This is a genomic window from Bacillus sp. GS3m_15504 (assembly GCF_055825275.1).
In genome coordinates, this window is record NZ_JBVVNL010000001.1 from 1671379 (window position 1) to 1685423 (window position 14045).

Annotated in this window: 10 protein-coding genes and 2 pseudogenes; all 12 read left to right on the forward strand. The window is 32.1% G+C overall.

Features of this window, described 5'->3' with window-relative positions; translation table 11 throughout:
* Positions 1 to 173: 173 nt before the first annotated feature.
* A complete protein-coding gene (locus tag AC0L0O_RS08780; RefSeq protein ID WP_000584804.1) occupies positions 174 to 1490 on the forward strand; it encodes a sensor histidine kinase in 1317 nt (438 codons plus the stop codon).
* A gap of 4 nt (positions 1491 to 1494) precedes the next feature.
* Positions 1495 to 2439: a response regulator gene (locus AC0L0O_RS08785; protein WP_000274093.1), complete on the forward strand. Its 945-nt coding sequence runs from the start codon at positions 1495 to 1497 to the stop codon at positions 2437 to 2439.
* 677 nt (positions 2440 to 3116) lie between these two features.
* Positions 3117 to 4691 (forward strand): spore germination protein, encoded by a 1575-nt coding sequence (locus tag AC0L0O_RS08790; protein WP_000119213.1) that lies wholly within the window; start codon positions 3117 to 3119, stop codon positions 4689 to 4691.
* Between the two features lie 26 nt (positions 4692 to 4717).
* The gene (locus AC0L0O_RS08795) at positions 4718 to 5809 is read left to right on the forward strand and encodes a spore germination protein (RefSeq protein WP_000628592.1); all 1092 of its coding nucleotides are present in this window, start codon (positions 4718 to 4720) and stop codon (positions 5807 to 5809) included.
* A pseudogene (locus AC0L0O_RS08800) lies at positions 5806 to 6999 on the forward strand (Ger(x)C family spore germination protein). Before AC0L0O_RS08795 ends, AC0L0O_RS08800 begins: the two are co-directional and overlap by 4 nt.
* A gap of 235 nt (positions 7000 to 7234) precedes the next feature.
* Positions 7235 to 7384: pseudogene (locus AC0L0O_RS08805) on the forward strand (DUF4046 domain-containing protein); the annotation flags it as partial.
* A gap of 36 nt (positions 7385 to 7420) precedes the next feature.
* Entirely contained in the window at positions 7421 to 7771 is a 351-nt protein-coding gene (locus AC0L0O_RS08810; RefSeq protein WP_000973725.1) for a DoxX family protein, read from the forward strand.
* Between the two features lie 315 nt (positions 7772 to 8086).
* Complete coding sequence (gene proC, locus AC0L0O_RS08815) at positions 8087 to 8905, forward strand: pyrroline-5-carboxylate reductase (RefSeq protein ID WP_473785728.1); 819 nt, start codon at positions 8087 to 8089, stop codon at positions 8903 to 8905.
* Between the two features lie 197 nt (positions 8906 to 9102).
* On the forward strand, positions 9103 to 10455 hold the full coding sequence (brnQ5, locus tag AC0L0O_RS08820) for a branched-chain amino acid transport system II carrier protein BrnQ5 (protein ID WP_000066885.1): 1353 nt from the start codon (positions 9103 to 9105) through the stop codon (positions 10453 to 10455).
* Positions 10456 to 10728: 273 nt separating this feature from the next.
* A complete protein-coding gene (locus tag AC0L0O_RS08825) occupies positions 10729 to 12144 on the forward strand; it encodes an amino acid permease (RefSeq protein ID WP_000040546.1) in 1416 nt (471 codons plus the stop codon).
* A gap of 167 nt (positions 12145 to 12311) precedes the next feature.
* The gene (locus AC0L0O_RS08830; RefSeq protein ID WP_001292163.1) at positions 12312 to 12953 is read left to right on the forward strand and encodes a GIY-YIG nuclease family protein; all 642 of its coding nucleotides are present in this window, start codon (positions 12312 to 12314) and stop codon (positions 12951 to 12953) included.
* 166 nt (positions 12954 to 13119) lie between these two features.
* Positions 13120 to 13350: an alpha/beta-type small acid-soluble spore protein gene (locus tag AC0L0O_RS08835; RefSeq protein ID WP_000897403.1), complete on the forward strand. Its 231-nt coding sequence runs from the start codon at positions 13120 to 13122 to the stop codon at positions 13348 to 13350.
* Positions 13351 to 14045 lie beyond the last annotated feature (695 nt).

Sequence of the window (14045 nt, forward strand, 5' to 3'; positions counted from 1 at the left end):
GTCTGAACATTTTTGAGTTATAAAGTATCTTTCTAAAGTAGAAGAGTGTAATAAATACTCACAATCTGTAATGCTTTCGTTTATATCTTATTTATTAGTTTTTGAAAAAAATAGAGTAGGTGTTGTATTAATACAAATAGGTTTGTATACTGACTGTTAGGCGAAAGTGAGAAGTGATTATTTTGAATCTTAGTAATTTAGTAAAAAAAGACATCTATATTCTCGTTTTAATGATACTTACAGTACCCTTAGTAGGTGAAATAAAGTCATTTCCTTTAAATGAAACATTTAGAATGAGCTTTGGTGCACCAACATTTTTCTTTTTTTTGTTATTGTTTCGACGAATTCCAGCATTTTTACCGGGTTTTTTAACAGCAATAGTCGTTGTAGTATTTCGTATCTCAATGGATGTCATTATAAAGGGAAATATGGATTGGTTAGCCGCTTTTCATACTCACTATCCTAGTTTCTTCTTTTATTTTACGTATTCGTATCTCTTTCATTTAGCAAAAATTAAACGTTTTTATCATCAACCGCTAATGATTGGTTTGATCGGTTGCATGATTGAAATATTGTCAGACTGTGTGGAATTAATGATTCAATATTTCGTATTAAAAACATCGATCACATCCGAGGCAATAAATGAGATCATTGTTATCGCATGCTCCCATAGTTTTATAGTTCTAAGCTTTTTCAATATGATGAAATTGTATGAAGCGCAATCAAGGGAGAGGCACATAAAGAAACAAAATGAACATATGCTTATGCTTATTTCTAATTTATATGAAGATGCTGTTCATTTAAAAAAAACATTACAAGATGCTGAGAATATAACAAAAAAATCCTATGATTTATATAAAACCTTAGATTCTTTTGAGAATAAACAGATAGATTTTCAGTTTCAGGATTTAAGGCAACAGGCATTACAAATTGCTGGTGAGGTCCATGATGTTAAAAAGGATAATCAACGTATTTTTGCGGGGCTTTCAAAACTAATTTCTGATGAAAGTTTTACAGATTATATGTCTGTACATGAACTGGTAAATATCATTATACGGGCGAATACGAAATATGCACAGTTACTAAAGAAAGACATCCAATTTGTGTATAAAATTGATGGTGTACATTCTCATTATCATATTTATACAATCTTATCTATTATAAATAATATCGTTACAAACGCTGTAGAAGCTATCCAAGGTATGGGAACCATCACAATTGACATTAATAAAGACCACCATTTTGTTGAATTTCAAATAGGCGATAATGGTCCCGGCATTTCTTCAAAATATAAAGATTCAATTTTTGAGCCTGGTTTTACTTCTAAATATGATAATTTAGGCAATCCATCGACAGGCATCGGACTATCGTATGTTAAAGAAATGGTCGAACAACTTGAAGGTGATGTTACGCTTGAGGACAGAACCGAAGGAAAAGGATCAATTTTTAAAATTAGATTAGGGATTGATCATATAATTTCGAAAGGGTGATTCTATGTATTTTTATATAGTAGATGATGAAAAAGCGGTTCGCTCAATGTTGGCTCAAATTATCGAGGATGAAGATCTTGGAGAGGTTATAGGAGAAGCTGAGGATGGTTTATCTTTAGAGCAATACATGCCAATCCTTAAAAATATAGATATTTTATTTATCGATTTGTTAATGCCGATTCAAGATGGAATAAAAACAATTCGTCAAATAAAGCCTTCGTTTAAAGGGAAAATCATCATGGTCTCTCAAGTAGAATCAAAAGAATTAATTGCTGAAGCTTATTCGCTTGGCGTTGAATACTATATTATTAAGCCAATTAACCGGATTGAAGTATTAACAGTTGTTCGGAAAGTCATTGAAAGAATTCGTTTGGAAAAATCGATAAAAAACATTCAAGAATCGCTTAATACAGTACTAAAATTGGATAGTAATTCAAGTGCGCAAGAAAAATACCGTAATGAAAAACATTTAAATACTTTTAATCATTTTCAAAATTCCATTCATTTTCTTTTGTCTGAATTAGGAATAGCCAGTGAAAGTGGAAGTAAAGATTTAATGGATATGCTAGATTATTTATATAAATATGAACAAGATAACACGTTGGAACAAGGTTTTCCCTCACTAAAAGAGATTTTTATAAATTTAGCTCAAAAAAAACTTGGGGATTCAGCTGAGGATGCCGAATTAAAAAGGTTCATAGAAGCGTCCAAACAACGGATTCGGAGAGCAATTTATCAATCATTAAACCATTTAGCATCCCTTGGACTTACTGATTTTTTAAACCCGAAGTTCGAAAATTATGCTTCTAGATTTTTTGATTTTACTACTGTAAGGAGAAAGATGACAGAGTTGAATAATGAACCAACAGTACCTGCTCGTATTGATACGAAAAAATTTATTCAAGTTCTTTATTTTGAAGCAAAACGAATACACTTGGAATTAAGATGATAAACTCTTGCTCATTATTACTTTCAATTAATAGATTGATAGTTGTTTTAAAGTTATTTGTTTTATATAGTTTTTCTAAGAGAGTATTTTCCTTTATTTCATATTGGTTTTAAAATCAGAAAATTCCGTATCGATTCGATGGAAATGTACTAACTTAGAACAAAAGAATATGTATTTTTTACACATTAATATTCATTTAATAAACGAGTATTTCCAAAATAAAATAATACATAGTAAGTTGAATTTAAAAAAAGATGCTATCTTCTAGCATCTTTTTTTCTTTAAGAGGAAATATCATTAATCCTTATATTATTTAAAATTCAGATGTGGGCATATAAATAAGGGGAAAGGAGATAATATTAAACAAATTATAATTGGAAATAATATTTTAGGTCAGAAATGTTTTTATACTAACTAGGCTATCGGTACTAAATAAGTATAATGTCTTGCTTTTCTGCTCTTTAATCTTATCGTTATTTTTTATTAAGTACATATCGTTCTTTAGAAATCTCAATCCTAGCAGAGTATATAAATTGGGTGATAAAAATGTGGAACATAATTACTGCTTATCTTCCAGATTGGAAAGTCTTTGTACAAGCTTTTATCTTGTTTTTAATTCCGTATACTATCTCAAGATTTTTTCATTGGGTTCGTATGTCAGAGAAAGAGTGGGAAGAATGAGTTGGTGGAAGTCAAGAGATAAACAAGTGAAAAAAAATATTATTCAAAGTAAAACGAAACAAGAGCATAAACCTTCTCAAAATACAACCGTTCATTTCACAAATGATTTTGCCTCTAACTTAGAACTTATAAAGCAACAAATCGGACATAATTCTGACGTTCGCTTTCGGGAGTTTAATATTGGACGCACAGATATTCAGGCTGGAATCATTTTTGTTGATGGTCTATCAGATAAAGAGATAATTGACAAACATATTATGAAATTACTAATGGATGATTTTTCTGACGAATATAAAAATGAATCTTATTATGTGGAGGGGACTGTTTCAAAAGAATATATTAAAAATAAAGTTCTTACAATTAGTGAAGTAGCAGAAGTTCATTACATAAAAGATTTGATACCCAAAGTATTGATAGGTTCAACAGCTCTTTTAATTGATGGTTTAGCAGATGTGTTTATTCTTGGTACAACAAAAGCAAATAAACGAAACATGGAAGAACCAGTATCGGAGGCATTAGTCAGAGGTCCACGGGTCGGTTTTACTGAAGTATTAAGTGATAATACTTCACTTTTGCGACGGCATTGTGCGGATGAGAACTTATCATTAGTGAAGCTACCAGTAGGAGAACGTGCAAAGAAAGAGCTAGTTGTCGCATTTATTAAAGATCTTGCTAGTACAGAATTGGTGGAAGAAATAAAAAATAGAATTCAGAAAATTGACATAGACAGTGTACTCGAATCTGGTTACATAGAGCAACTCATTGAAGATAATTATCTCAGTCCTTTTCCGCAGATTCAAAATACAGAACGACCTGATCGTGTTATTAGTGCTTTGATGGAAGGTCGAGTAGCTATTTTGTTAGATGGAACACCATTTGTTTTAATTGCTCCTGTTACATTTAGTATGCTACTGCAATCACCAGAAGATTATTATGAAAGGTGGCTTCCTGGTACGCTTCTCCGCTTATTACGCTTCATGACAGCTTTTGTTTCATTATTTGCTCCAGCACTGTATATTTCTTTCATTTCATTTCATCCAGGATTAATTCCCACTAAGCTCGCTATTTCTATTCTCGGATCGAGAGAAGGAGTTCCTTTTCCCGCTTTAATAGAAGCGTTAATTATGGAAGTAGCTATCGAAGTTTTACGAGAAGCAGGTTTACGTCTGCCTAAACCAATTGGACCTGCAATGGGAATTGTGGGCGGTTTAATAATTGGTCAGGCTGCCGTAGAAGCAGGAATTGTTAGTCCAATAATGGTTATCGTTGTTGCGGTAACAGCTATTTCTTCTTTTACTATCCCGCAATATAGTGTGGGAATTACGTTACGCATTCTTCGTTTTGTAGCTATGTTTTGTGCTGCGATATTTGGCTTGTATGGAGTTATTCTCTTCTTTCTTTTACTTTGCAGTCATTTAGTGAAACTGAAAAGTTTTGGCGTTCCTTATACTAGCCCTGCTGTTCCGTACCGATTTAGTGACTGGAAAGATTTTATGGTTCGCATGCCATTAAAAATAATGAGACGTCGACCGAAAATAATGCATACCAAAAAAACTAACCGCAAAAGGTAGCTGATGACGAAAGGAAGTGGGGTTCAGTGATTACTATACCTAAAGACCGAATAACAACTGCACAAGCAGTTGTTATTATTGTAAATTACATACTGGGAACAGGAATCCTCACTCTGCCCAGAGCATCTGTAGAAAAAGTGAAAACACCAGATGTATGGTTAAGTGTGATATTAGGTGGGATACTCGCAATGGTTTCAGGAGTAATTATGGTCAAACTAAGTCAGCAGTTTCCAGATAAAACATTTTATCAATACAGTCAAGATATTGTAGGGAAATGGATAGGCAGGTTGCTTAGTTTTCTTATTATAGGGTATTTTCTTACAACTTCAGCCTTTCAAATTCGTTCAATGGCAGAAGTAATAAGCTTTTTTTTGCTAGAAGGAACCCCCACATGGGCTATTGTTATGCCTTTTATGTGGATAGGTCTCTATTTGATTATGAGTGGTATTAACTCGATTGCACGGATGTTTGAAATAATATTTCCTATTACTTTCTTTATTTTTTTACTCATTTCCTTTATGAGTATAGGGATATTCGAGATAGATAATCTCCGTCCCGTATTAGGTTTGGGAATTAAACCGGTGTTAGATGGGGTAAAAACAACGTCTCTCGCATATACAGGTCCAGAAATTATGTTAATTCTTTTGGTGTTTATGGAACAACGAAAGAAAGCAGTAAAAGCTATTTTAGTTGGAATTTCTATTCCGTTAATCTTTTATGTAATAACTGTTGTAATGGTCATTGGTGCATTATCAATTGATGGGGTTGTAACAAGAACATGGCCGACAATTGACCTTATGCGCAGTTTTGAAATTTCTGGTTTAATATTTGAACGTTTTGAATCTTTACTGCTTGTAATATGGATTATGCAAATATTTGCTACCTATACAATTAGTTACTATGCAGCTGCATTAGGATTGGCACAACTCTTTAAAAAGAGTATTCATCCGTTTATTTTTGCTTTGATTCCAATCATTTACATCATTGCTATGACTTCGAAAAATATAAATGATTTGCTTAAACTGGGGGATATGCTCGGTAATGCTGCTTTATTTTTATTTGGTTTACTGCCACTGCTTCTTCTTATTATTACGCGATTAAAAGGAGGAGTAGTGTGAAACATAAATTTAATTATATGCGGTTCTATTTGGCTTTGTTAGGGACGCTTTTGCTTCTATTTTTAACAGGATGTTGGAGCAGTAAAGAAGTAGAAGAGTTGAGCTTAACTGCAGGTATAGCACTAGATAAAGGGAAGGATTCAACAATTGAGAAAGAGGATGAGGAAGGAGGTTATCCTAAAAGAAATCTTATAACAGCAACTTATCAAATTGTCAGTTCGCAAGCACAAAGTAAAGGAAACGGACAACAAAAACGTTATATAAATGTTTCTGAGACCGGTGATTCCATTCATCAAATTGTTCGTGAGTTTTCATTAAAAAGAGAGAGCACAATGTTCAGCCCACATTTAAAAAACATTGTTATTAGTGATAGTCTTGTACGTACATACAGTTTAGAACAATTACTTGAACAGTATCTCCGCGACAATGAAGTTCGGCTTAGCTGTATGATCTAAATTAGCAAGGGTCTAGCGAAGGAGGTACTGGAATCAAACAAAAAAGGAGAAATCCCAGCATTTCGTTTGTCTGGAATTGCAGATAATCGAAAGAGAACAACAAGGATTTTACCTCCTGTATCGCTCGCTAAATTGGAAGGAAAGATGCGGTCAGGCTCCAGTTTTCTATTGCAAAATGTAATCTCGATTAATAGGGAAACAAAATTTGCAGGAGCTGCTGTAATTAAAGGGAAAACTAAAAAGTTGATGGGTTTTTTAAATGAGCAGGAATTGGAAGGAGTAGTATGGATAAACGGAAAAAGGAATGGTGGTGTGGTAAAAACTTTTGATAAAGAATCAAAGAAACTCATTATATACGAAATAAAGTCAATAAAAAGCAAAATCATACCATATGTTAACGGAAATAATATTTCCTTTGATGTAAACATTGAATCAGAAGGGCGTTTGTCTGAAAATTGGATGCAATCAGGAAAAGATTTTGAAAATGAATTTTTAAAAAGGGAAGAAAAAGCTATTGAAAAAGAAGTAAAGTACTTAGTACATCATGTTACAAAAAAAATACAAAAAGAATATCAAGTCGATATTGCAGGTTTTGGCAACCAATTAAGAATTAAACACCCGAGAACATGGGAGAAAGTCAAAAAAGATTGGGATCGAACATTTAGTAAGGTACCGATTAAATATCATATAAATGTAACTATACAAGATTATGGAGCGTCAAGTTTAAAACGATGAGACGTCTTAATTGACCTTATATTTACAAAAAAACAAAAAGTTACAAAAATTTTAATTTAAAAATTTTTGTAACTTTTTGTTTTTTTATGTCCTTCTTATTATAAATTAAAGAAATGATTTTACCCTATACATTTCTTTTGCGTTATAAAAGTAAATCACAATAGTTACTATTGGCGTGTTATTTAACGTTAGGAAAGAGGAATCGCTATATGTCTTGAATAGGAGGGAGTTTGAAGTGCAAGCGAAAGCAGTGCAAATAGAAGAAATCTATCAAGAAATATTAGACGGTAAAAGAAGTAGGTTTCCACCGAATACATGGAAAGAAGATAGCAATAGAGAGCTAGCTAAAAGGGTCACAAAATATTTAATTGAAACAATTTTAAAATAGAAATTAACAAAGTCTTAAAAGGAGCGAGTTTAAATGATGATTGTTCTTCAGGTAGTTTTAGCAATTTTTATTGTAGTAGGGGGATTCATAAAAATTTTCCGTATATCTTTTCAGGTAGAACATTGGCGACAATATCAATATTCATTATGGTTTATGTCTATAATTGGTTTTATTGAAATTATTGGAGCAATAGGTATAATCGGTGGTATTTGGAATCAATACTTAGCGCTAGGAGCAAATACGTTATTAGCAGTTCTCATGGTCGGAGCCATTCATGCTCATATTTTTCGAGCAAAACAATCTATTTTAATGGCAATTCCTGCATTACTTTGTTTCATATTATCTATGGGGATAATTATTTGGAATTTAAATACATTTTCTTGAGCGTAACTATAAATTTTGAAAATAAGTAATTATTAGAGGAATATGTAAGCTCTATTTAAAATGGTGAATAGTTAAAGAATATTAATTCCGAAAAATTATCACCATTTTACTATTGTTTTTAATAGTTCTATGAATAGAAAGTCGCTTCATTTTTTAAAATGCATGCTTGTAAAGTACATACGAAAACATAACTCATTATAGGAAGGAGAATTTTTAAATTCTATTGATAAACCCAGTAATTGTAATAGCCCTAACTTAGAATAATAATTTCAAAATCAATAAAGTTTAGAATAGAAGGAGCAAGATCAAATTATTATGAATAAACAAATAGGATTTATCGGATGTGGAAACATGGGTATTGCTATGATAGGTGGGATGATTAATAAAAATATAGTGTCTCCAAATCAAATAATTTGTTCAGATTTAAACGTCAGTAATTTAAAAAATGCTAGTGATAAATATGGCATAACTATAACTACTAACAATAATGAAGTTGCTAACAGTGCCGACATTTTAATTTTATCAATTAAACCAGACTTATACACATCGGTAATTAACCAAATAAAAAACCAAATAAAAAATGATGTAATTGTTGTAACTATTGATGCAGGAAAAAGTATTAAGAGCACTGAGAATGAATTTGATAGAAAGTTAAAGGTTATTAGAGTAATGCCGAATACACCAGTACTTGTTGGGGAAGGAATGTCTGCATTATCTTTTAATGAAATGGTTACAGAAAAAGATATAAAAGAGGTACTAAATATATTTAATAGTTTCGGCCAGATGGAGGTCGTAAATGAAAAATTAATGGATGTTGTTACATCTATTAGTGGTTCTTCTCCAGCATATGTGTATATGTTTATAGAAGCCATGGCAGATGCTGCTGTACTTGACGGTATGCCGAGAAAACAGGCTTATAAATTTGCGGCTCAGGCTGTATTAGGTTCTGCAAAAATGGTATTGGAAACGGGAATACATCCAGGTGAATTGAAGGATATGGTTTGTTCTCCAGGGGGAACGACGATAGAAGCTGTAGCAACATTAGAAGAAAAAGGTTTAAGAACAGCTATCATTTCAGCTATGAAACGTTGTACGAAAAAATCTATGGAAATGTCTCGTTTAACTAGTAAGTGAGAAGATTTGTTTAGGCGTAACTTCATATCCATTAATGTAAGCTATTATTTAAATTAAAAGCTTGTTGCTATTCTCTTATAGAGAGCGGGGCATAAAATTGCCTTTCACAATGGTGCTCTAGGCTGGAATAAACTAGATTAATATATATTATTTGAAAAATAAAGAGCGTATACAAATGTATAATCGGAGGAGTTGTTATGTCAAATAAAGTTCCTACTTCTTTTATCATTATTATAGGATTGATGCTGTTTGCATTGTTTTTTGGAGCAGGAAATTTAATTTTTCCACCTATGCTTGGTCAAATGGCTGGAAATAATGTATGGATAGCCAATGCAGGCTTTTTAGTTACTGGAGTTGGTTTACCATTGTTAGCAATAACAGCATTTGTTTTTTCAGGTGAAAGTGATTTGCAATCTTTAGCTAGTCGTGTACATCCGGTGTTTGGTATTGTATTTGCGATCGTTCTCTATCTAGCGATTGGTCCCTTTTATGCCATCCCTAGATCTGGAACTGTATCATTTGAAATTGGAATTAAACCGTTTTTATCAAATGATGCAGGTCCTGCTGCATTAACCGTATTTACAATCTTATTTTTCACAGTTACATGCTTATTATCCCTTAATCCTACAAAACTTGTTGATATAGTTGGAAAAATTTTGACTCCTATCAAATTGACTGTTATTGGGATGCTCGTAGTTGTTACTTTTATTCACCCAATTGGAAGAATTCAGGCACCTAGTGAAGTGTATGCATCAGATGCATTTTTTAAAGGTTTTCAAGAAGGGTATTTAACATTAGATGCTCTTGGAGCTTTTGTTTTCGGAATTATTATTGTAAATGCAATTAGAGAAAAAGGGGCTACTACTAAAAAGCAGCTTATGGTTGTTTGTGTAAAAGCAACGACTATTGCTGCTACACTCTTAGCTCTTATCTATACTGCCCTTTCCTATATGGGCGCTTCTAGTGTAGAAAAACTAGGTCATTTAAATAATGGGGCTGAAGTTTTAGCAAAAGTTTCGGGCTATTACTTTGGTTCGTATGGTGCAATCTTCTTAGGTGTAATGATTATAGTAGCATGTTTAATCACAAGCGTAGGACTTATCACTGCTTGTTCTTCTTTTTTTCATAAATTATTTCCAAAGATTTCTTACAAAAAACTTGCTATTATTTTGTCTGTTTTCAGTACACTAGTTGCGAATATAGGGTTAACACAATTAATTAAGATTTCAATCCCTGTATTAATAACTATGTATCCAATTGCTATTACCTTAATATTTCTAACATTTTTACACTCTGTATTCAATGGTAGATTTGAAGTATATCAAGGGAGTTTGATATTGACATTTATTTTTAGTTCGTTAGATGGATTAAAAGCTGCTGGAATAGAAAGCGAAATAATCCATAATTTTTTTGAGCACTTTCTTCCTTTATATAGTGTAGGTTTAGGGTGGGGATTTCCGGCTATTATAGGCGGTGTATGTGGGTATGTTGTTAGTGTATTACGGAAGAAAAATACCTTAAGTTCTAGTGAAACTCAATTAAATAAATAAATTATTTTTGTTTATCATACCATTATCAGGCATACAAAACTAATTATCTCTTTGAAATGAAAAAATCTTTTATTTATATCTTTGGAGGTAAATTGAATTAGCTATAACACATTATAGCTGATGTTTGTTGAACAGTGGAGGAAAGAAAAAAATAGAATGTTTCAAATTTATTTAACGTAAAAGAAATATTATAAGACTATCTAATAACTAAGTAAATTTATATACAACAATAATGAGAAGAGCAAACCTTATTTTAAAGGGGATACAGAGAATATGAGTAAGTTATTAAAAAAGAAATCCGTTACACAATTGTTGGAGCATAATCAAAGTAAGGCCTTAACGAAAACATTAGGAGCATTTGATTTAATTATGTTAGGGGTAGGCTCGATAATTGGAACGGGGGTTCTTGTGTTAACTGGATTAGTAGCAGCAAGAGATGCTGGTCCAGCAGTTATTTTTTCATTTGTACTTGCAGCAATTATATGCGGATTTATAGCATTATGTTACGCAGAAATTGCTTCCACACTCCCGGCGTCTGGTAGTGTATATACGTACTCATATGCAACAATTGGTGAGTTTGTTGCTCATCTAGTAGGTTGGTCTTTACTGTTAATATATATTGTGGCAACAGCGGCTGTCGCTGCTGGATGGACAGGCTATTTCCACAATTTAATAAAAGGGTTTGGATTAGAGATACCTAAAGCTCTAGTAACGATCCCTTCACATGGTGGTATTGTGAATCTACCAGCAGTAATCATTACATTGATATTAGCATGGATGTTATCCCGTGGTACGAGAGAAAGTAAACGAATCAATAATACAATGGTATTGATTAAAATTGGTATGATTTTATTGTTTATTACAGTTGGTATATTCTATGTAAAACCAATGAACTGGATACCAATTGCACCATACGGTTTAAGTGGAGTTTTTACGGGTGGAGCAGCTATTTTATTCGCTTTTACGGGTTTTGATATATTAGCAACTTCAGCAGAAGAAGTAAAAGATCCGAAACGTAATCTTCCCATCGGTATTATTGCATCATTAATCATATGTACAATTATTTATGTTATGGTATGCCTTGTTATGACAGGAATGGTTTCCTATAAAGAATTAAATGTTCCTGAGGCAATGGCTTATGTAATGGAAGTTGTAGGACAAGGAAAAGTCGCTGGTGCAATTGCTGCAGGTGCTGTAATTGGCCTTATGGCTGTTATTTTTTCCAATATGTATGCGGCAACACGAGTATTCTTTGCAATGAGTCGTGATGGATTGTTACCGAAATCATTTGCGAAAGTTAATAAGAAAACTGGAGCACCCACTTTTATAACTGGATTAGCAGGAATAGGGAGCTCTATAATAGCTGGGTTTATTGATTTGAAAGAATTAGTTAATTTAGTTAATATCGGTAGTTTGGTGACGTTTGCGTTAGTTTGTCTATCAGTTATTATCCTTCGTAAATCCCATCCAAATTTAAAACGTGGATTTATGGTACCTTTTGTACCTGTATTACCATGCGTTGCAATTGTATGCTGTGTGTTTTTAATGCTAAATTTACCGTTAAGGACATGGGTGTACTTTAGTATTTGGATTACTATTGGGGTAGTAGTATATTTCCTTTATTCGATAAAACACAGTAATTTAAATGAGGAAACGATCTCGAAATTACATGATAAAATTGCGAGATAATAACGATCGAAAATTTTATTAATAATCATATTGATAGTTGAGTAAAATAGAAACAGTTTTTTGATATTTAGCAAGAACTAAAATGAAAAATCCTAGGACAGCAGAGTGCCTTTTTTTAGAAACCTTGCCTGTTTTTCATGATTTAAAACTAATAAGGAGAGGAAAGTATGAGTGAATTGCATTTTATGAGTATAGAAGAATTGGATAATAAATTGAAAAAATCTGACAGTGGTATTTATTTCATTAAAGACTATAATGACAATATTATTTATGTAGGCAAGGCTTTTAGTATAAAAAGTAGAGTATTAGCTCATTTTAATAGTTATTCCAATATTGAGGAATATGTACATTTATTTAATAAAGTAGCGTATCTCATTGAAGATAGTTTGTTAAAACGCTCTTTGTTACAAGTTACTTATATGATTAAATATAAACCAGTATTAAACAAAGAAGTACAAAAAGAATTCCCAGAGTTGTATACTCAATACATTAAGCAGACAAATAAAAAATCTATGTTGTTAGAAATTGATAAAGCTAAAGAAAAAGGGGATGAGTTAAAGAATAAATTAGTAAAATTAGTGGGTGGAAAAACTATGTTTTATGACATAATTTCTCTGTTAAACAATGGATATAACTATCATATCCTCGCAAAAGTATTGAGCATAGAACTTCAAACTTTAATTATAATGAAAGAATACCGAAAAAAATTCCCGATACCACATAATTATAAGAGGACAATAAAACATCAAGATATAATGTATGCTTTATCTGGAAAAAAGAATTTAAGTACTTCAAGGTTAAACACTTAACTTTAAAGTAGTAAATTCGTTGCTTTTGTAGCTTTTATTGTTATATTGAAATGCAATGTACATTTGTGTTTCAAATTTAATTGGTGGAATAAGGGGAGGGAAAGGGTTCCTATAAAAATACTGGAATAAATTAGGTTGATCATGCATAAATAGCATAATTAGGCACATGTTATTTATAAATATTCAAAGATACGAAAGTAATACAAATGAAATTCTTATTTCTGCTACTACAAGTACTATTGAGCAAATGAAGTATGAAATTGCTTTTGAACTAGGAGTCACACTGGGACCTGATACATCACATCATCTGCAAATGGTTCGGATCGGTGGAGAGATTACAAAACGCTTAGTTCGAATGGCTGAAAAACAGTTAACAGGTCAATACAGACTACACTAAGAAAATAATCCGTATATATACGGATTATTTTTCCTTTAATTTACAAAAAAATAAATTTCGAAATTGAAAAAACCTCTCAGATTCCTTTGTAATAATATTTTTTAGATATGTTAATGACGTAGGTATCGAAAGGTGATAAATTCGATACGAGCGATGTATGAACCCTTTAAAGAGTTTTGGTGTTATTTGCAATTTTAATTCCATAATACTTAAGCCGATATAATAAAATGTTTTATGTCTAAATCGATATAAAGGAATAGTTTTTAAGTGATATTTCTTTTTTTATAGAATAAGCAAAACCTGATATTGTAGTAAGAATTGTTTTGATGTCAATTTACTGTGCACCTTGGTTATTGAAGTTTTTGGTTGATTAACAACTATTGTATTTGGAAATTAATAATAAGTTTATCTGGCTATTTGCCCGGCAGTAAGACCCCCACCTCAAAATTCAGCGGAAGCAAAGAAGTTAGGTGGGGGATCAACTGTCCGTAAAAGCCCGATTGGTGTGGGCTAATAATCAGTGGGGATGAACAAAACCCCCACTGATTAAAGTTTCACTTTATGTGATGCGGTACTAAAACTATCTAGTTTGCTATTTTTAGTATTTGTAAAGTCTGTATATATTTTCCCCTTTTGTGGAAAGTAAACTAATTTTGCGACCAGTAATATAGTGTCATTTTTTTGAAAATTCCATT